The organism is Citrobacter sp. RHBSTW-00881, from assembly GCF_013728515.1.
Lineage (GTDB): Bacteria > Pseudomonadota > Gammaproteobacteria > Enterobacterales > Enterobacteriaceae > Citrobacter > Citrobacter braakii.
This window is the reverse complement of the sequence record NZ_CP056269.1, coordinates 1835620-1856723: the sequence shown is the minus strand read 5'-3', so window position 1 is coordinate 1856723 and position 21104 is coordinate 1835620. Positions and strand designations below refer to the sequence as shown.

Below are 21104 nucleotides of genomic sequence, written 5' to 3'. Positions count from 1 at the left end.
GACTGAAAATACTCAGTCTTTATCGATCCGGCTGGCAACGGCGCCCTGCTGATCGCGATACTTTGCATCCTGACGACGGTTGTAAGGTCGCGCCGCCGGACCGGAAAGCGGTTCGAAGCTTAATGCGCCAATCGGCATGCCAGGACGCAGGGCCAGCGGTAGTTTTCCGGAGTTGTAAAACTCCAGTACGATGCAGCCAGACCAGCCCGGATCGATACGGTGTGCGGTGACGTGTACCATCAGTCCCAGACGCGCCAGCGAAGAACGGCCATCTAACCAACCCACAAGATCGGAAGGCAGCGTCACGGATTCGAACGTCACTGCCAGCGCCAGTTCGCCCGGATGCAGGAAAAATGCCTCGCCGTCTTTGAGGACGATTTCATCACTCATCACGCGATCCAGCGCGGCGCTGACTTCATCTTTCGGTCCGCTCAGATCGATATACGCCGCCGTATGCCCGCGGAACGTACGGAATTTGTTGCCAAGGCGCACATCTACCGTGGCGCCGTTGATTCGCTCGACAGGAGGGCGTGGATTGATCGACAGACGACCTTGATCCAACCAGGCTTCAATATCTCGGTCACATAAACGCATGGCACTTTCTCCTTTCGTGCTTCAACCCCTTAATGCCAGGTGCATTAAGGGTGAACCAGGTTATCACTGAACGGTACACAATTCGCTGAACTTATTCAAAGAACTGACTGATTTTAGCCTTCAGAATATCGATGGCGATGCGGTTTTTACCCCCGCGCGGCACAATGATGTCGGCGTATTGTTTTGAAGGCTCAATAAATTGCAGGAACATTGGACGGACGGTTTTCTGATATTGCGCCATCACTGAATCCATTGAACGACCACGTTCGTTCACATCGCGCTTGATACGGCGCATCAGGCAAATATCCAGCGGGGTATCAACAAAAATAGAGAAGTTCATCTCATCACGCAAACGCGCATCCGTCAGCAGCAAAATGCCTTCCAGGATGATGACTTTCTTGGGTTCGATATGAATAGTGTCTTGCGTGCGCGTGTGCTCAACGTAGCTGTACACCGGCAGCTCAATGGCACTACCGCGTTTCAGCGTTTGCAGATGTTGGAACAGCAGGCTGTGATCCATCGCGTTCGGATGGTCGTAGTTGGTTTTTACACGCTCTTCCATCGATAGATGGCTTTGATCTTTGTAATAGCTGTCTTCGGGAATAACGCCAATATGTTCGTCACCGACTTGTTCACGCAATTCGCGATAAAGAGTACTGGCAATAAGACTCTTGCCGGAAGCCGATGCGCCGGCAATGCCGATAATGACGCACTGATGGGACTGATCAGTCATAAATTTAGCGACCTGATTAACCTGGATGTTAGGAAGGGCGGCGCCGAAACGCCAAACGCGGCAATTATAGGGATTTCAGCGGCGCGACGCCAGCCCAGGCTGCACCAATGCCTTCCCTGTCGCAAATTAAAACGGTCATATTTAAAGCATGCGCTACATTTATTCGCCAGCCTTAGTAATTAATAGCTTGAGAGTGTTAATTTATGAGCAGCTGGCGTATAAATTGTAAATTATTTGTACTAGCATAAACCCAGATTAAATGTGATGCGTCCGGCATCTCTACTGGGCGACAACGGCTATTTGGGTAGAGTGGTAATGAGTAAACAATCCCAACATGTTTTAGTTACCTTACCTCATCCTCTACTGCGCCTGGCCAGTTTAGGTCTGGTGGCTTTCATCTTTACGCTGTTCTCGCTGGAACTGTCTCGTTTCGGTGCGCAGCTGGCGCCGCTGTGGTTTCCGACCTCAATCATGATGGTGGCTTTTTACCGTCATGCGGGAAAAATGTGGCCGGGGATCGCGCTGGCGTGCTCATTGGGTAACATCGCGGGTTCTTTGCTCTTCTTCCCCGGCGAGTCGCTTAGCTTTACCTACACGGCCATCAACATTATTGAGGCTGTCGTGGGGGCAATGTTATTGCGCAAACTGCTGCCCTGGTACAATCCTTTACAAAATCTCAACGACTGGGCGCGCCTGGCATTCGGCAGCGCAGTGGTCCCTCCGCTGCTGGGCGGCGTATTACTCTGGTTATTATTACCGCAAGAAACGTCGTTAAATACCTTCCTCATTTGGGTGCTGTCAGAATCCATCGGCGCGCTGGCGCTGGTACCATTAGGTTTACTGTTTAAGCCACATTATCTGCTGCGCCACCGCAATCCGCGATTACTGCTTGAAACTCTGATTACGCTTCTGGTGACGTTAACGTTCAGTTGGCTGTCGATGATGTTCATTCCATGGCCGTTTACTTGCGTTATTGTCCTGTTGATGTGGAGCGCTGTCCGTCTGCCGCGTATGGAGGCGTTTTTAATTTTCCTCAGCACCGTGATGATGGTTTCGCTGATGTTGGCCGCTGACCCTTCGCTGCTCTACACCCCCAAACAGAACATGATGACCAGCATACCGTGGCTGCCGTTTTTGATGATCCTGTTGCCAGCCAATATGATGACCATGGTGATGTACGCGTTTCGGGCAGAACGCAAACACATCTCAGAAAGCGAAGCGCGCTTTCGCAATGCTATGGAATATTCCGCAATTGGCATGGCGCTGGTCGGGACCGAGGGGCAATGGCTACAGGCCAATAAAGCCTTGTGCCAGTTTCTGGGCTATAGCCAGGAGGAGCTACGTTCGCTCACCTTCCAGCAATTAACCTGGCCGGAAGATTTGAACAATGACCTCGAACAGTTAAACATGCTGGCGCGCGGGGAAATTAACAGCTATTCCATGGAGAAACGCTATTACACGCGCGCGGGCGAGGTGGTATGGGCTTTGCTGGCCGTTTCGCTGGTGCGCCATAGCGACACCACCCCACTCTACTTTATTGCGCAGATTGAGGATATTAACGATCTGAAGCACACCGAGTGGATGAACAAACGGCTGATGGAGCGCATTACGCTCGCTAATGAAGCCGGGGGGATCGGCATTTGGGAATGGGAACTGCAGCCTGATGTGATCAGCTGGGATAAGCGTATGTTCGATCTCTACGAAGTCCCGGCACATATCAAGCCCAGCTGGCAAGTCTGGTATGAATGCGTTGTGCCTGAAGATCGCGAACACGCCGAAAATGTGATTCGCGATTCGCTGGCCGCACGAGCCCCGTTTAAGCTTGAGTTTCGTATCGCAGTAAAAGGTGGCATACGGCATATCCGCTCGTTGGCCAACCGGGTACTGAATAAAGACGGTGAAGTTGAACGCTTACTTGGCATCAATATGGATATGACCGAGGTGAAGCAGCTCAACGAAGCGCTGTTTCAAGAAAAAGAGCGTTTGCATATTACACTGGACTCCATCGGCGAGGCGGTGATTTGTATTGATGTCGACATGAATGTGACCTTTATGAATCCGGTCGCTGAGAAAATGAGCGGCTGGCAGCAGGAAAACGCAATTGGCATTCCGCTCCTGACGGTACTGCGTATTACTTTCGGCGATAACGGTCCGCTGATGGAAAATATCTACAGCGCCGACATGTCGCGTAAGGCAATGGAACAAGAAGTCGTCCTGCATTGTCGCAACGGCAACAGTTATGACATTCAGTACAGCATCACGCCCCTCAGCACCCTTGATGGCGGCAGCATTGGCTCGGTGCTGGTCATTCAGGATGTCACCGAGTCACGTAAGATGCTGCGCCAGCTTAGCTACAGCGCTTCGCATGACGACCTGACGCAGTTGGCCAATCGGGTCAGCTTTGAAAACCATCTCAAACAGTTGCTGCATACGGTGCACGACGCGCACCAGAGTCATGTGCTTGTTTTTATCGATCTTGATCGTTTTAAAGCGGTGAACGATAGCGCAGGTCATGCCGCAGGCGATGCCCTGCTGCGCGAACTCTCTTCACTGATGCTAAGCATGCTGCGGTCCAGCGATATGCTGGCGCGCCTTGGCGGCGACGAGTTTGGTCTGTTGCTGCCGGATTGTAATATCGAAAGCGCCCGCTTCATCTCAGGTCGCATCATCAGTGCTATTAACGATTACCACTTCATGTGGGATGGCCGCTTGCACCGCATTGGCGCCAGTGCGGGAATTACGCTGATTGATGACAAAAACCATGTTGCGACTGACGTCATGTCTCAGGCGGATATCGCCTGCTACGCGGCGAAAAACAGCGGACGTGGGCGTGTCTGCGTCTATGAACCCCAGCAAAGCCAGGCGCATGCCGCGCGTAGCCAACTGTCATTGGACGAACAAAAGCATACCATTATGCACAGCCCCATGCTGATGATCGCCAGAGGCGTGGCTTCTCCACGTATACCTGAGACGTTTAGCTTCTGGCTTATATCGCTACGCTTAGGGACCGCTGAAGGCGAAGTGATTGAAGAGCAAACATTCCGTACCGGGCTGGTCGATCCCACATTGAATCAAGCGCTCGACCGTCGGGTATTCAGCGAATTCTTCCAGAATGCTGCCCCGGCAGTCGCCAGCAAGGGTCTCAGTGTTGCGCTCCCCCTTTCCGCCGCCGGGCTGCTCAATTCAGAACTTGTTGATGAGCTGCTGGAACAATTGCAACATAGCCCGTTACCGCCACGGCTGCTGCACCTGACCGTTCCGGCCAGCGTCATCAAAACGAATCCAACGCAGGCGATATCCGCCCTGCATCGGCTACGTCAGTTCGGTTGTCGAATTGTGTTAAGTCAGGTCGGTCGTGATTTAGAGCTTTTTGACAATCTGAAATACCACATTGTCGATTACCTGTTGCTTGACAGCGAGCTAAGCGCCAGCGCTCACGGAGACCTGATTGACGAGATGTGGGTGTCCATTATCCAGGGCCATGCCCAGCGTCTGGACATTAAAAGCATCGCCGGTCCGGTGCAGTTGCCGCTTATTATGGATGCGCTTTCCGGCATCGGTATTGATATGATTTATGGCGACATTATTGCCAACGCCCAACCGCTGGATCTGCTACTGAATACCAGTAATTTCGCCATCAACTGACGGTTGCCAGCCATCCGTGTACCAGATATGCAAGAGTGCATAGGAGCGCCAGGGTTTCCAACGCTCTGCATAGCGCCGGATCTGGGCTGGCGTCATGCCGGGAAAACGCTGTTTAATCAGATAATCATCCGGTAGAAAAACATCCTTCGCCTGCCAACCACGCAGCGCAAAATAGTTGGCGGTCCAGCGCCCTATTCCGGGAAACGTTTGTAGTTGCTTAACGCCTTGCTCAATATCGTCAGGCGCTACTGTCGCAAGCGTTCCTTCAAGCGTTGCACGCGCCAGGTGAATCAACGCTTCAGCGCGTTTGAGCGGCATCCCTAACGCTTTCAGGTGCAACGGTTCGGCGTCAGCAAGCGCTTCAGGCGTGGGAAAAGAAACATACCCTGGCGCATCCTCCAGCGTGTCGCCATAAGCATGCGCGACTTTCGCCGTCAGTTTTGCCGCCATAGCCACGCTGACTAACTGCCCTAAAATCGCCCGTACCCCTTGCTCAAAAGCATCGACACATCCCGGCAGGCGCAGTCCCGGACGCGCCGCACCAAGGCTTCCCAGCGCGCTGACAATTTGCTGCGGGCAACAGGTAAGATCAAACAAACGGGTTATTTTCGCCAGGCACTCGGGGGCGGCGGGTTGTAATCCCGAACTTAACGTCACGTGTAGCACATTGGCGTGCAAATCCAGTACGACGCGCACCAGACCCCGATGCTCCCCTACGGACAGGCTTCTGGTATAACTCAGTTCCTCCACCGTTTCGACACCGTCAACCGCACGGGCGGCAAGAAATCCCAGCATCCAGGGCCAGTCATAAGGCGGTTGCCAGCTCAGCGTGAACATTCAGTTTTCCTTTTTATGCAAACCTACAGCATAAACGGTATTCAATCGATGCGCCTTGCTTTCACATTCCAGTTGTCGGAGCGTCAACATTTCGTTAAAGTCACGCCCCTTCTTCACTGGCATGGGGATTTTTACGGTGTTTATTGGTTTTGACTACGGTACGGCAAACTGTTCAGTGGCCGTTATGCGTGACGGGCAGCCTCACCTGCTCAAAATGGAAAATAACAGCACGCTTCTGCCTTCAATGCTGTGCGCGCCAACGCGCGAAGCGGTCAGCGAGTGGCTGTATCGCCATCACGACATCCCAACCACGGACGACGAAACGCAGGCGCTGCTTCGCCGCGCGATGCGCTATAACCGCGAAGAAGACATCGACGTTAACGCCAACAGCGTGCAGTTCGGTCTGGCATCGCTGGGTCAATATATTGAAGACCCGGAAGAGGTGTACTTCGTTAAATCGCCAAAATCATTTTTGGGTGCCAGCGGTCTGAAGCCGCAGCAGGTTGCGCTGTTTGAAGATCTGGTCTGCGCGATGATGCTGCACATCCGCAACCAGGCACAAAATCAGTTGCCGGAAGCCATCACCCAGGCCGTTATTGGTCGTCCCATCAACTTCCAGGGGTTAGGGGGCGATGATGCCAACGCCCAGGCGCAGGGTATTCTTGAACGTGCGGCCAAACGCGCCGGTTTTCAGGATGTCGTCTTCCAGTACGAGCCGGTAGCGGCTGGTCTGGATTACGAGTGCGACAAGAAGTCGTTCAACATATTGTTTTGATAGATATTTATACAAAACCAACTATTCCATTAGTTGTAGCCTACCGAGGCAGGAAAAGCTGGCAACGGCTCTGTCTGAAGCCCTTGGAACAATGTAGCTTAGCAAACATTGCTTCAGTAAATCGCGAGAGGAACTGATCGCTGCTAGCATCGTGCGGCGAAGGCGCTAGGCTGAACGGTACGATTAACACAGTGAACTGTCGTTTAAACGTCGTGACATGAAACAAGCCAAAGATGCTGTCAGGCTTGCACCAAAAGGTAAGGGGTATGGTTATTCCTGTTCGTAGTGGGAATACATGGACTATAACTCCCCCGGCGGATAGACAGAATCTAACCCGTTCGTTTATATGTTGTTCGGAACTTGGTAAGCCTGTATTTACGCCCTATGGGCAGGGAAATCGTAAGATAACCTGATGTGGATGCAGGTAAAGGAGGATGGAGAAAGCGAATGCCATACTGTAATCGTGTGGATAGAGGTTCAAAATTTGCCTCATCGGGAAACCGGGCAGACTTCCATCGGGTCTTTGTTCGCGTGACATCTGAGAAGGTCTTCAGGGATGGCAGGTAAGGAAATTACGACGAAAAGCGTAACTGCGGCCATCAACGATACCGGATGGCATTCCATCAACTGGAAACAAGCCCACCGACACGTTAAGACTATTCAGTCAAGGATCGCGAAGGCAACATGTAACCAGCAATGGCGCACAGTCAAAAGATTGCAGCGATTGTTGGTTCGCTCCTTCAGTGCCAGAGCTTTGGCAGTGAAAAGAGTTACTGAAAACAACGGGCGTAATACACCCGGAGTTGACGGACAAATCTGGAACACCCCGGAAGCAAAATGGGCTGCGGTGTTTAGACTCGAAAGTAAGGGGTACAGACCCCGACCACTCAAGAGAGTCCATATACCAAAACCTAATGGCAAAACAAGGCCATTAGGAATTCCCGTAATGCTGGACAGGGCAATGCAGGCCTTACACCTATCCGGACTCGAACCCGTATCGGAGACACTTGCAGACCACAACAGTTATGGTTTCAGACCTGCGCGATGCACGGCTGACGCCATTCAACAGGTATGCAATATGTACAGCTCCCGATACGCATCGAAATGGGTGCTGGAAGGTGACATTAAAGGTTGCTTCGATCACATCAATCACGAATGGCTACTTGAACATATCCCTATGGACAAGCGCATACTTCGTAAGTGGTTGAAAGCCGGAACCATCGAGAAAGGTACTTTCAGCGAAACGCTCTCCGGAACGCCACAGGGAGGGATTATATCTCCGGTGCTGGCAAATATGGCCCTGGATGGGCTGGAGGGAGAACTTCAAATTCGTTTTGGAAAGAAACGCTCCAAGAAATCATGGAAGAATAAAGTCCACCTGGTTCGTTATGCGGACGACTTCATCATTTCCGGATGTTCAAAAGAAATTCTGGAAAATGAGGTGCTTCCTTTAGTGCAATCCTTCCTGCGTAAGCGAGGACTGACACTATCGGATGAGAAAACAGTCATCACGCATATCACTGATGGATTTGATTTTCTGGGGCAACACATTCGACGCTTTGATAGGAAGCTTATTATCAGACCAGCGAAGAAAAACGTGAAATCCTTCCTCGGTAAGGTCAGAGGTATTATTGAAGATAATAAAACCGTTCCTGCATGGTTGCTGATCTATAAGCTAAACCCTTTGATTAGAGGGTGGGCGAATTATCATCGACATGTGGCCTCGGCAAAAGCGTTCAACAATGCTGATCATCAAATCTGGCGGAAAATATGGCAATGGTGCGCGAGAAGGCATCCCGGACGAAGCCGCCGATGGATATTTCGTAAATACCATACGACTATCAAAAGGCGGAACGGGATGTTTTATGGCGTCGACCCTGATGGACGAAAATACGTTCTCCAACGGGCAGGCGCCGTGAATATGTACCACCATGTGAAAATCAAGGGTGCTGCAAATTCGTATGATCCTGAATGGGAAGAATATTTCGAAAAGAGACTAGACTACTCTTGGAGAGAATCCCGACAAGGTCAGAAGAAGATCCTCGTAATATGGAGAAAACAAGGATCACGCTGCCCTCTGTGTGAACAACCTATAACTCGAAAGACTGGATGGAACATACATCACATCCTCAAGAAATCTCTTGGCGGAAGTGACAATCTGGAAAACCTAGTCCTGCTGCATCCAAATTGCCATCGACAACTACACAGTAATGAAGTCGGCCCCAGTTGAAAGAGGGCTTTCAAAGGCTTGAGCGGTATGCGGGGAAACTCGCACGTACCGTTCTTAGGGGGCGGTGGCATAGTAATGTGCTGCTGCTACCCGACAGCCACGCTGCAGGAAGAAAAACGCGTGCTGGTGGTGGATATTGGCGGGGGTACAACCGACTGTTCACTGCTGCTGATGGGGCCGCAATGGCATCAGCGCGCCGATCGCGAAAACAGCCTGCTGGGGCATAGCGGCTGCCGCGTTGGCGGGAACGATCTGGATATTGCGCTGGCGTTTAAACATCTGATGCCGCTGCTCGGTATGGGGGGAGAAACGGAAAAAGGGATCGCCTTACCTATTCTGCCCTGGTGGAACGCGGTCGCGATCAACGATGTTCCCGCGCAAAGTGACTTCTACAGTAGCGCCAACGGTCGCTTGCTCAACGATCTTGTCCGCGACGCGAAAGAAGCCGATAAAGTCGCCCTACTGCTTAAAGTCTGGCGCGAGCGTCTGAGCTATCGCCTGGTGCGCAGCGCTGAAGAGAGCAAAATCGCGCTTTCCGATCAGACCATTGTGACGGCGGCGATACCGTTTATCAGCAACACGCTGGCAACCGATATCAGTCAACACGGGCTGGAAGCTGCGCTCAATCAGCCCCTGGCGCGCATTCTGGAGCAGGTTCAACTGGCGCTTGAAAACGCGCAGGAAAAACCGGACGTGATTTACCTGACCGGCGGTAGCGCGCGTTCGCCGCTGATTAAAAAAGCCCTCGCCCAGCAACTTCCCGGGATTCCGATCGCGGGGGGCGATGATTTCGGTTCCGTTACTGCCGGACTGGCCCGCTGGGCTGACGTTGTTTTCCGCTAAGCGGCTCGCATGCTGAAAAGTACGCGTATTGACATCACCATTGCTGTGGTTTATTTACAGGAATGAGGGTTAGGGAGGGCTTCCCCTCCTCCTGGTGTCTTAGTAAGCCGGTAAGCTAATCACTAAGAGTATCACCAGGATGATGACCTGCTTCATCATAACCCTTTCCCTATTTTGGCCCCTTCCTCGGGAGGGGCTTTTCCGTTCCAGCGTCCCGCTGGAATCTCTGGCTCTCCTCCTTTTTGCCTTGTCAGCACTCTAACGCACAATCACGTATTCGCTATCTTCACCACCGATTGTTGCGTAACGCTTCGCAAAGCCGCATCGGCATTCAGACGAATCCCGACAGTGTTTCATAATTCCTCCATTTTTCTCCCTTGTTCGCTGGCTAAACTAGTATCATTCCGCGAATCGTTTCAGGATGAGAAACTTATAACAATGAAAGGCAGTAAAAAATCCCGCTGGGTGATAGCAATCGCGATCGTTGTGGCCACCGTCGCCGCCATCTGGTTCTGGCAAAGCCGTAACAACGCCCAGGAAAACGCACCGGGCGCGACCAAACCAGCGCAGCACACGCCAGGTTCGGGACGGCGTGGAATGCGCTCCGGGCCGTTGGCTCCCGTTCAGGCTGCCACCGCCGCCATGGAAGCCGTTCCGCGTTACCTGACAGGACTGGGTACCATTACTGCCGCAAATACCGCCACGGTACGTAGCCGGGTGGATGGTCAGCTCATTGCCTTACACTTCGAGGAAGGACAGCAGGTAAAAGCCGGCGACCTGCTGGCAGAGATAGATCCCAGCCAGTTCAAAGTTGCTCTGGCTCAGGCGCAGGGCCAACTGGCAAAAGATAAAGCCACGCTGGCAAATGCCCGTCGCGACCTTGCCCGCTATCAACAGCTGGTGAAAACTAATCTGGTCTCCCGCCAGGAGCTGGATGCCCAGCAGGCGCTGGTAAATGAAACATTAGGGACAATCAAAGCCGATGAAGCCAGCGTCGCCAGCGCCCAATTGCAGCTTGACTGGAGCCGGATAACCGCGCCTGTAGAGGGGCGTGTCGGTCTGAAACAGGTCGATGTCGGTAACCAAATTTCCAGCGGCGATACCACCGGAATCGTCGTCATTACGCAAACCCATCCTATCGACCTGATATTCACCTTGCCTGAAAACGACATTGCCACCGTGTTGCGGGCGCAAAAATCGGGGACTCCGTTAAAGGTCGAAGCCTGGGACCGAACCAATTCGCAAAAACTGAGCGAAGGCGTCCTGCTCAGTCTCGACAATCAGATTGATGCCACGACCGGAACCATCAAAGTTAAAGCCCGTTTTAACAATCAGGATGATGCTTTATTCCCTAACCAGTTCGTTAACGCCCGCATGCTGGTCGACACGGAACAAAATGCCGTGGTGATCCCAACGGCCGCCCTGCAGATGGGCAATGAGGGCCATTTTGTCTGGGTGCTAAACAGCGAGAATAAAGTGAGCAAACATCTGGTTAAACCAGGTATTCAGGATAGCCAAAAAGTAGTGATCGCCGCCGGGTTGTCCGCAGGCGATCGGGTCGTAACCGACGGTATTGACCGCCTGACGGAAGGCGCAAAAGTAGAAGTCGTAGAGGCGCATGACGCCTCTGCTCAGGACGAGAAAACAGCGCCCCGCGGATACGGCAAAAAAGGAGCTAACTCCTGATGCAGGTGTTACCTCCGCACAACACAGGCGGGCCATCACGCCTGTTTATTCTGCGACCTGTCGCCACCACGCTGCTGATGGTCGCGATTTTGCTTGCCGGTATTATCGGTTATCGTTTCCTGCCGATCGCTGCCTTACCTGAAGTCGATTACCCTACGATTCAGGTCGTTACGCTGTACCCGGGCGCCAGCCCGGACGTCATGACCTCGGCGGTAACCGCGCCACTTGAGCGTCAGTTCGGACAGATGTCCGGCTTAAAACAGATGTCCTCGCAAAGTTCCGGCGGCGCATCGGTCGTCACGTTGCAGTTTCAACTGACACTCCCGCTGGATGTTGCCGAGCAGGAAGTTCAGGCTGCGATTAACGCCGCCACCAATTTATTACCGGGCGATCTGCCCAATCCGCCGGTCTACAGCAAGGTAAACCCGGCAGATCCACCGATCATGACGCTGGCGGTCACGTCCAGCGCCATGCCGATGACGCAGGTGGAAGATATGGTCGAAACCCGCGTCGCGCAGAAAATCTCTCAGGTTTCCGGTGTCGGTCTGGTAACACTTTCCGGCGGGCAACGGCCGGCGGTCCGCGTGAAGCTTAACGCACAGGCTATTGCCGCACTCGGTCTGACCAGCGAAACCATCCGTACAGCCATTACCGGGGCTAACGTCAATTCGGCAAAAGGGAGTCTTGATGGCCCAACGCGTGCTGTCACCCTTTCCGCCAACGACCAGATGCAGTCCGCAGACGAATATCGCCAGCTCATCGTGGCCTATAAAAACGGTGCGCCGGTTCGTCTGGGCGATGTCGCCACCGTCGAACAAGGGGCAGAAAATAGCTGGCTGGGTGCATGGGCCAATAAGCAACAAGCCATTGTAATGAATGTTCAGCGCCAGCCTGGGGCGAACATCATCTCCACGGCAGACAGTATCCGTCAAATGCTGCCGCAGCTCACCGAAAGCCTGCCCAAATCAGTTAAGGTCAGCGTGCTTTCGGATCGTACGACCAATATTCGTGCGTCCGTTGCAGACACCCAGTTTGAGCTAATGCTGGCGATTGCGCTGGTGGTGATGATCATCTACCTGTTCCTGCGCAATATTCCGGCGACGATTATTCCTGCGGTCGCCGTTCCGCTGTCGCTCATCGGCACCTTCGCGGTGATGGTATTTCTTGATTTCTCCATCAATAACCTGACCCTAATGGCGCTAACCATCGCGACAGGATTCGTAGTGGATGACGCTATCGTGGTTATCGAGAATATTTCTCGCTATATCGAAAAAGGCGAAAAACCGCTGACTGCCGCCCTGAAGGGGGCTGGTGAGATTGGTTTTACCATCATCTCTCTGACATTTTCGCTAATCGCCGTGCTGATCCCACTGTTGTTTATGGGTGATATCGTTGGCCGATTATTCCGCGAGTTTGCCGTTACTCTGGCCGTGGCAATTCTGATTTCCGCCGTCGTCTCGCTCACCCTCACGCCGATGATGTGCGCGCGCATGCTTAATCAGGCCTCGTTGCGTAAGCAGAACCGCTTCTCCCGCGCCTCGGAGCGTATGTTCGATCGCGTCATTGCCGGGTACGGTCACTGGCTGGCAAAAGTGCTGAACCATCCGTGGCTCACGCTGGGCGTGGCGCTCGGCACGCTGGCACTGAGCGTTATGTTATGGGTCTTTATCCCCAAAGGGTTCTTCCCAATCCAGGACAACGGCATCATCCAGGGTACGCTGCAGGCGCCACAGTCCAGTTCATTTGCCAGCATGGCCGAGCGCCAGCGCCAGGTTTCCGATGTCATCCTTCAAGATCCGGCGGTCGAGAGCCTGACCGCTTTTGTCGGCGTGGATGGTACTAATCCGGCATTGAACAGCGCGCGTCTGCAAATCAACCTTAAGCCGCTGGACGATCGCGACGATCGCGTGCAGAAAGTGATCGCACGCCTACAGGACGCGGTTGACAGAGTGCCCGGCGTAGATCTCTATCTTCAGCCCACCCAGGACCTGACGATTGATACCCAGGTCAGCCGGACGCAATATCAGTTTACGCTGCAAGCAACGTCCCTTGACGCCCTCAGCACCTGGGTTCCACAGCTGTTAGAAAAATTACACCAGCTACCGCAACTGTCCGATGTCAGTAGCGACTGGCAGGACAAAGGGCTGGTGGCGTATGTGAACGTCAATCGCGACAGCGCCAGCCGTTTAGGCATCAGCATGGCGGATGTCGATAACGCCCTGTACAACGCCTTCGGCCAGCGACTGATTTCAACCATCTACACCCAGGCCAACCAGTATCGCGTCGTGTTGGAACATGACACCAACAGTACGCCGGGGCTTGCTGCACTGGACACTATCCGTCTGACCAGCAGCGACGGCGGCGTGGTTCCGCTCAGCGCAATCGCCAGCATTGAACAGCGTTTCGCCCCGCTGTCGATTAACCACCTCGATCAGTTCCCGGTCACCACCATCTCGTTCAACGTACCGGACGATCATTCGCTGGGCGATGCGGTGCAGGCAATTCTGGATGCCGAAAAAACGCTCAATCTGCCAGCAAATATTACCACCCAGTTCCAGGGCAGTACGCTCGCTTTCCAGGCCGCGCTGGGTAATACCATCTGGTTGATTGTGGCTGCGGTTGTCGCGATGTATATCGTCCTCGGCGTGCTGTATGAGAGCTTTATTCACCCGATTACCATTCTCTCCACGCTACCCACGGCGGGCGTCGGCGCCCTCCTGGCGTTAATGATTGCCGGCAGTGAACTGGACGTCATCGCGATTATCGGCATTATTTTGCTCATCGGTATCGTCAAGAAAAACGCCATCATGATGATCGACTTCGCCCTTGCCGCGGAGCGCGAACAGGGCATGACCCCACGCGACGCTATTTTCCAGGCCTGTCTGCTGCGTTTTCGCCCGATTCTGATGACTACGCTGGCGGCACTGCTCGGCGCGTTGCCGCTGATGTTAAGTACCGGCGTGGGGGCCGAATTACGTCGTCCATTAGGAATTGGTATGGTCGGCGGTCTGCTGGTAAGCCAGGTCTTAACCCTGTTTACCACCCCGGTGATTTATCTGCTGTTTGACCGTCTGTCGCTGTACGTGAAAAGCCGCTTCCCGCGCCAGGAAGAGGAAGCGTAAATGAAATTTTTCGCGCTTTTCATTCATCGTCCGGTGGCGACCATTCTCATTTCGGTGGCCATCACCCTGTGCGGGATACTGGGCTTTCGTCTGCTGCCGGTAGCTCCGCTGCCGCAGGTGGATTTCCCGGTGATCATGGTCAGCGCATCATTACCCGGCGCTTCCCCTGAAACGATGGCGTCTTCGGTAGCCACCCCGCTGGAGCGCTCACTGGGGCGCATCGCGGGCGTGAACGAAATGACCTCGAGCAGTTCCCTTGGCAGTACGCGCATTATTCTTGAATTCAAATTCGACCGTGACATCAATGGTGCGGCGCGGGATGTTCAGGCCGCGATTAACGCAGCGCAAAGCCTGCTACCCAGCGGTATGCCAAGCCGCCCCACGTACCGCAAAGCCAACCCTTCCGATGCGCCAATCATGATCCTGACGCTCACGTCGGACACTTACTCGCAGGGTGAACTGTACGATTTCGCATCAACCCAATTAGCACAGACCATCGCGCAAATCGACGGCGTGGGTGACGTCGACGTTGGGGGCAGCTCTCTGCCTGCCGTGCGCGTAGGGCTTAATCCGCAAGCGCTGTTTAATCAGGGCGTGTCGCTGGACGACGTGCGTAGCGCGATTGCTAACGCCAATGTGCGTAAGCCGCAGGGAGCTATCGAGAATGATACCCACCGCTGGCAGGTACAAACCAACGATGAGCTGAAAACCGCCGCCGAGTACCAGCCGATTATCATCCACTACAATAACGGCGCTGCGGTGCGGCTGGGCGATGTTGCGTCTGTGAGCGACTCGGTGCAGGACGTACGTAACGCGGGGATGACCAACGCAAAACCGGCTATCCTGCTGATGATCCGCAAGCTGCCAGAAGCCAATATTATTCAGACGGTAGACAGCATTCGGGCCAAATTACCGGAGTTACAAACGCTGGTCCCGGCCGCCATCGATCTGCAAATTGCCCAGGACCGTTCACCGACCATTCGCGCCTCGCTGGAGGAAGTCGAACAGACGCTGATTATCTCCGTTGCGCTGGTTATTCTGGTGGTCTTTGTTTTCCTGCGCTCCGGGCGCGCGACCCTGATCCCTGCGGTAGCGGTTCCGGTCTCGCTGATCGGTACCTTTGCCGCCATGTATCTGTGCGGATTCAGCCTGAACAACCTGTCATTAATGGCGTTGACCATTGCCACGGGATTTGTCGTTGATGACGCGATCGTGGTGCTGGAAAATATTGCCCGCCACCTGGAAGCGGGAATGAAGCCACTGCAGGCGGCGCTACAGGGTACGCGCGAAGTGGGATTCACGGTGCTCTCAATGAGCCTGTCGCTGGTAGCGGTGTTCCTCCCGCTGCTGTTAATGGGCGGATTGCCTGGGCGCTTGCTGCGCGAATTTGCCGTCACGCTGTCAGTTGCTATCGGTATCTCGCTGCTGGTGTCGCTGACATTAACGCCAATGATGTGTGGCTGGATGCTCAAATCCAGCGCCCCGCGTGAACAGTCTCGTAAACGAGGTTTTGGTCGTGTGCTGGTGGCACTGCAACAGAGTTACGGCACTTCGCTTAAATGGGTGCTTCGCCATACGCGACTGGTAGGCGTGGTGTTACTTGGCACCATTGCGCTGAATATCTGGCTTTATATTTCCATCCCCAAAACCTTCTTCCCGGAGCAGGATACGGGCGTGTTGATGGGGGGGATTCAGGCCGACCAGAGCATCTCTTTCCAGGCGATGCGCGGCAAACTGCAGGACTTTATGAAGATCATCCGCGACGACCCGGCGGTGAATAACGTCACCGGTTTTACCGGCGGTTCCCGGGTTAACAGCGGGATGATGTTTATCACCCTCAAGCCACGCGATGAACGCGGTGAAACCGCTCAGCAGGTGATTGACCGCCTGCGCGTCGCGCTTGCAAAAGAGCCTGGCGCGAATCTGTTTCTGATGGCGGTGCAGGATATTCGCGTCGGCGGCCGCCAGGCCAATGCCAGCTATCAATACACATTGCTTTCCGACGATCTGGGGGCACTGCGCGAGTGGGAGCCGAAGATCCGTAAGGCGCTTGCCGCCCTGCCCCAACTGGCGGATGTCAACTCAGATCAGCAGGACAATGGCGCGGAAATGAACCTGGTCTACGATCGCGACACCATGTCTCGTCTGGGGATCGACGTTGCAGCCGCTAACAGCCTGTTGAACAACGCTTTTGGACAACGGCAAATTTCAACTATTTATCAACCGATGAACCAGTACAAAGTGGTGATGGAGGTCGATCGACGTTACACCCAAGACATCAGCGCGCTGGATAAAATGTTCGTCATCAACAATGACGGTAAGGCAATCCCGCTATCGTACTTTGCCAAATGGCAACCGGCGAATGCCCCGCTGTCGGTAAACCATCAGGGCTTGTCCGCTGCCTCAACCGTGTCGTTTAACCTACCAACAGGTTCTTCACTGTCTGAGGCGACAGAAGCTATCAACAGAACCATGACCCAGCTCGGCGTCCCCTCCACGGTTCGCGGTAGCTTTGCCGGCACGGCACAGGTATTTCAGGACACCATGAACTCACAGGTGATCCTGATTATCGCCGCCATCGCCACGGTCTACATCGTTCTGGGTATGCTGTATGAAAGCTATGTTCATCCCCTGACCATTCTCTCCACGCTACCTTCAGCTGGCGTCGGGGCTTTGCTGGCGCTGGAGCTGTTCAATGCCCCGTTCAGCCTAATCGCCCTGATAGGGATAATGCTATTAATTGGCATTGTGAAGAAAAATGCCATCATGATGGTCGATTTTGCGCTGGAAGCGCAGAGAAACGGCAAGCTACAGCCAGAAGAAGCCATTTTCCAGGCCTGCCTGCTGCGCTTTCGCCCAATCATGATGACCACGCTGGCGGCGTTGTTTGGCGCGCTGCCGCTGGTGTTATCCGCCGGGGATGGCTCCGAACTACGTCAACCTTTGGGGATAACCATTGTCGGCGGGCTGGTCGTGAGTCAACTCCTGACACTGTACACCACGCCCGTGGTCTATCTCTTTTTCGACCGTCTGCGTCTGCGTTTTTCGCGTAAAAACAGCAAACCGGTAGCAGAGTTATGACAGAACTTCCCGACAGCACCCGCTGGCAACTTTGGATTGTGGCATTCGGCTTTTTTATGCAGTCGCTGGATACCACCATCGTGAATACTGCGCTTCCCTCGATGGCGGCAAGCCTCGGGGAAAGCCCGTTACACATGCATATGGTCATTGTGTCATATGTTTTAACCGTTGCCGTGATGCTGCCCGCCAGCGGATGGCTGGCGGACAAAGTTGGCGTGCGTAATATCTTCTTCACCGCCATCATCCTGTTTACGCTTGGCTCGCTGTTTTGCGCCGGGTCCAGCACACTCAACGAGCTGGTGATGGCGCGCGTCTTACAAGGCGTTGGCGGTGCGATGATGGTGCCGGTCGGCAGGCTAACGGTGATGAAAATCGTCCCGCGTGAGCAATATATGGCGGCGATGACGTTTGTCACATTGCCCGGTCAGATTGGCCCGCTACTGGGACCGGCATTAGGCGGTATTCTGGTTGAGTACGCCTCCTGGCACTGGATATTTTTGATTAACATTCCGGTTGGTATTGTCGGCGCGATAGCGACGTTAATGCTGATGCCCAACTACACCATGCAAACCCGACGCTTCGATCTCTCCGGATTTGCGATGCTGGCAGTCGGCATGGCGGTACTGACGCTGGCACTTGATGGCAGTAAAGGAACCGGCATCTCCAGTATCTCGCTGGCAGCGTTGGTTATCTGCGGAGTGCTGGCTATTGCGCTGTATCTGAAACACGCCCATCGTAATCCACGCGCGCTGTTCAGCCTGAATCTGTTTCGCACACCGACCTTCTCGCTGGGTCTTTTCGGCAGTTTTGCCGGACGCATCGGTAGCGGTATGCTGCCGTTTATGACGCCGGTGTTTTTACAAATAGGCCTCGGTTTTTCGCCCTTTCATGCCGGGCTGATGATGATCCCGATGGTGCTCGGCAGTATGGGCATGAAGCGCATTGTGGTGCAGGTCGTTAACCGCTTTGGCTACCGTCGCGTACTGGTCGCTACAACGCTTGGCCTGTCGCTGGTCAGTCTGCTGCTGATGAGCACCGCGCTGCTCGGCTGGTATTACGCCCTGCCCTTCGTACTGTTCTTACAGGGAATGGTCAACTCAACGCGTTTTTCATCCATGAACACCCTGACGTTAAAAGACCTGCCTGACGATCTCGCCAGCAGTGGTAACAGCCTGCTGTCAATGATCATGCAGCTGTCGATGAGTATCGGGGTGACCATCGCGGGGCTGCTGCTAGGTATGTTCGGTCAGCAGCATAGCGTCATCGACAGCGGAAGTACGCATACCGTCTTTATGTATACCTGGCTGTGCATCGCATTCATTATCGCGCTGCCCGCCATTATTTTTGCCCGCGTGCCGAACGACACGCAAACCAACGCGGTGATTTCACGGCGCAAAAGGAGCACCTGATGAAGTTCTGGCGGCCCGGTATCACCGGCAAACTGTTTCTGGCGATTTTCGCCACCTGCATCGTATTGCTGATCAGCATGCACTGGGCCGTACGCATAAGCTTCGAACGCGGTTTTATTGACTATATCAAGCACGGTAACGAACAGCGGCTGCAAATGCTCAGCGACGCATTAAGCGAGCAGTATGAACAGCACGGCAACTGGCGATTCTTACGCAATAACGATCGGTTTGTTTTTCAGATCCTGCGCTCTTTTGAACACGACAACGACGATGATAAACCCGGCCCCGGCATGCCGCCGCACGGCTGGCGTACGCAGTTTTGGGTTGTCGACCAAAATGCCCGCGTGCTGGTCGGTCCGCGTGCTCCGGTCCCCCGTGACGGTATGCGCCATCCGATCCGCGTCAACGGTAGCGAAGTCGGTGCCGTGATTGCCTCTCCCGTGGAACGCTTAACGCGCAATACGGATATCAATTTCGACATGCAGCAAAGACGTTCAAGTTGGCTCATCGTCGCGCTCTCCACGATCCTGGCGGCGCTGGCAACGTTTACGCTGGCGCGCAGCCTGCTGGCCCCGGTCAAGCGGTTAGTTGAAGGCACGCACAAACTGGCGGCTGGTGATTTCACCACTCGCGTTGCGCCGACCAGTACGGATGAGCTGGGCAAGCTGGCGCAGGACTTCAACCAGCTTGCCAGTACGCTGGAAAAAAACCAGCAGATGCGTCGTGACTTTATGGCCGATATTTCTCACGAACTGCGTACGCCGTTAGCGGTGTTGCGCGGTGAACTGGAGGCCATTCAGGATGGCGTACGCCAGTTCACCCCTGACTCCGTTGCCTCTTTGCAAGCTGAAGTCGGTACGCTCACCAAGCTGGTGGACGATCTGCATCAGCTCTCCATGTCCGATGAAGGCGCGCTGGCCTACCAGAAAACATCGCTGGATCTCATCCCCCTGTTGGAAGTGGCAAGTGGCGCATTTCGTGAACGCTTTGCCAGCCGTGGACTGACGATACAGCTTTCACTCCCGGACAGCATGACAGTATTTGGCGACAGGGATCGTTTGATGCAGTTGTTCAACAATCTGTTGGAAAACAGTCTGCGCTACACCGACAGTGGCGGCGGACTGCACATCAGCGCCGAACAACGCGAGCGTATGGTTTTATTAACCTTCGCTGATTCCGCTCCCGGCGTAAGTGACGACCAGTTACAGAAGCTGTTTGAACGATTTTATCGCACCGAAGGCTCGCGTAACCGTGCCAGCGGTGGTTCCGGGCTGGGGCTGGCAATTTGCGTCAATATCGTACAGGCGCATAATGGTCTGATTCGCGCCGCCCATTCGCCTTTTGGCGGGGTTAGCATTACAGTAACATTACCGCTGGAACGCGATTTACAGAGAGATGTATGACTGAGTTACCCATTGATGAAAACACGCCGCGTATTCTGATCGTGGAAGACGAGCCCAAGCTGGGGCAACTGCTTATCGACTACCTGCGCGCGGCAAGCTACGCTCCTACGCTCATCAGCCACGGCGATCTGGTTCTTCCTTACGTGCGTCAGACGCCGCCCGACCTGATCTTGTTGGATCTGATGCTGCCTGGTACCGACGGCCTGACTCTGTGCCGGGAAATCCGCCGATTCTCTGAAGTCCCCATCATGATGGTAACCGCCAAGATAGAAGAAATTGATCGCCTGCTGGGGCTGGAGATCGGTGCGGATGATTATATTTGCAAACCCTACAGCCCGCGTGAAGTTGTTGCTCGCGTGAAGACGATTCTGCGCCGTTGCAAGCCGCAGCGCGAACTGCAACAGATGGATGCTGACAGCCCGTTGATCGTCGATGAAGGTCGTTTTCAGGCGTCCTGGCGTGGGAAAATGCTCGACTTAACGCCTGCTGAATTTCGCTTACTCAAAACGTTGTCGCATGAACCGGGAAAAGTGTTCTCCCGTGAACAGTTGCTCAATCATCTCTATGACGATTACCGTGTCGTTACCGACCGAACCATCGACAGCCATATCAAGAACCTGCGACGCAAGCTGGAATCGCTGGATGCGGAGCAGTCGTTTATCCGCGCGGTCTATGGCGTAGGGTATCGCTGGGAAGCCGACGCCTGTCGAATTGCGTAAACACTCCCGTCCTGCAGGACTCCGCGG

General features: G+C 54.2%; 12 protein-coding genes and 2 pseudogenes. 10 read left to right on the top strand and 4 right to left on the bottom strand.

The features are described 5' to 3' along the window. Window positions 1-12: 12 nt before the first annotated feature. Together dcd and udk are read right to left on the bottom strand one after the other, a co-directional pair. Window positions 13-594, bottom strand: a complete 582-nt coding sequence (gene dcd, locus HV311_RS08715; protein WP_016153598.1) for a dCTP deaminase — start codon at window positions 592-594, stop codon at window positions 13-15. 91 nt (window positions 595-685) lie between these two features. Continuing rightward, a complete protein-coding gene (udk, locus tag HV311_RS08710) occupies window positions 686-1327 on the bottom strand; it encodes a uridine kinase (protein ID WP_003036776.1) in 642 nt (213 codons plus the stop codon). 315 nt (window positions 1328-1642) lie between these two features. Between udk and HV311_RS08705 the strand changes: the two genes are divergently transcribed. Further along, window positions 1643-4972: a diguanylate cyclase gene (locus tag HV311_RS08705; protein ID WP_075848513.1), complete on the top strand. Its 3330-nt coding sequence runs from the start codon at window positions 1643-1645 to the stop codon at window positions 4970-4972. On the opposite strand, the gene alkA is transcribed toward HV311_RS08705, so the two are convergent. Beyond that, a complete protein-coding gene (alkA, locus tag HV311_RS08700) occupies window positions 4940-5809 on the bottom strand; it encodes a DNA-3-methyladenine glycosylase 2 (RefSeq protein ID WP_191220976.1) in 870 nt (289 codons plus the stop codon). The two genes, HV311_RS08705 and alkA, sit on opposite strands and share 33 nt — an antisense overlap. 136 nt (window positions 5810-5945) lie before the next feature. On the opposite strand from alkA, the pseudogene yegD (HV311_RS08695) reads away from it, so the two are divergent. From yegD (HV311_RS08695) to yegD (HV311_RS08685), 3 genes and pseudogenes are all read left to right on the top strand, one after another. Then, window positions 5946-6551: pseudogene (gene yegD / locus HV311_RS08695) on the top strand (molecular chaperone); the annotation flags it as partial. 589 nt (window positions 6552-7140) lie between these two features. Next, the gene (gene ltrA / locus HV311_RS08690) at window positions 7141-8814 is read left to right on the top strand and encodes a group II intron reverse transcriptase/maturase (protein WP_191220975.1); all 1674 of its coding nucleotides are present in this window, start codon (window positions 7141-7143) and stop codon (window positions 8812-8814) included. A gap of 96 nt (window positions 8815-8910) precedes the next feature. Next, window positions 8911-9657, top strand: a pseudogene (gene yegD / locus HV311_RS08685) (molecular chaperone); the annotation flags it as partial. A gap of 99 nt (window positions 9658-9756) precedes the next feature. Here the strand turns inward: yegD (HV311_RS08685) and HV311_RS08680 are convergent. Further along, complete coding sequence (locus HV311_RS08680; protein WP_109017525.1) at window positions 9757-9816, bottom strand: type I toxin-antitoxin system Ibs family toxin; 60 nt, start codon at window positions 9814-9816, stop codon at window positions 9757-9759. A gap of 279 nt (window positions 9817-10095) precedes the next feature. Here HV311_RS08680 and HV311_RS08675 point away from each other — a divergent pair, with 279 nt between their 5' ends. From HV311_RS08675 to baeR, 6 genes are read left to right on the top strand one after another with little or no spacing between them, the layout of a single operon-like run. Then, window positions 10096-11343, top strand: coding sequence for an MdtA/MuxA family multidrug efflux RND transporter periplasmic adaptor subunit (locus HV311_RS08675; protein WP_191220974.1), 1248 nt, complete (start codon window positions 10096-10098; stop codon window positions 11341-11343). Beyond that, window positions 11343-14465 carry an MdtB/MuxB family multidrug efflux RND transporter permease subunit gene (locus HV311_RS08670; RefSeq protein WP_155574504.1) on the top strand — a complete coding sequence of 1041 codons (3123 nt, stop codon included), beginning with the start codon at window positions 11343-11345 and terminating at the stop codon, window positions 14463-14465. The genes HV311_RS08675 and HV311_RS08670 overlap by 1 nt, the downstream gene beginning before the upstream one ends. Next, on the top strand, window positions 14466-17546 hold the full coding sequence (mdtC, locus tag HV311_RS08665) for a multidrug efflux RND transporter permease subunit MdtC (RefSeq protein WP_191220973.1): 3081 nt from the start codon (window positions 14466-14468) through the stop codon (window positions 17544-17546). Then, window positions 17543-18955 carry an MFS transporter gene (locus HV311_RS08660; protein WP_181547910.1) on the top strand — a complete coding sequence of 471 codons (1413 nt, stop codon included), beginning with the start codon at window positions 17543-17545 and terminating at the stop codon, window positions 18953-18955. Before mdtC ends, HV311_RS08660 begins: the two co-directional genes overlap by 4 nt. Next, window positions 18955-20358 carry a two-component system sensor histidine kinase BaeS gene (gene baeS / locus HV311_RS08655; RefSeq protein WP_016153606.1) on the top strand — a complete coding sequence of 468 codons (1404 nt, stop codon included), beginning with the start codon at window positions 18955-18957 and terminating at the stop codon, window positions 20356-20358. Before HV311_RS08660 ends, baeS begins: the two co-directional genes overlap by 1 nt. Beyond that, window positions 20355-21077: a two-component system response regulator BaeR gene (gene baeR / locus HV311_RS08650; protein ID WP_019077149.1), complete on the top strand. Its 723-nt coding sequence runs from the start codon at window positions 20355-20357 to the stop codon at window positions 21075-21077. The genes baeS and baeR overlap by 4 nt, the downstream gene beginning before the upstream one ends. Window positions 21078-21104 lie beyond the last annotated feature (27 nt).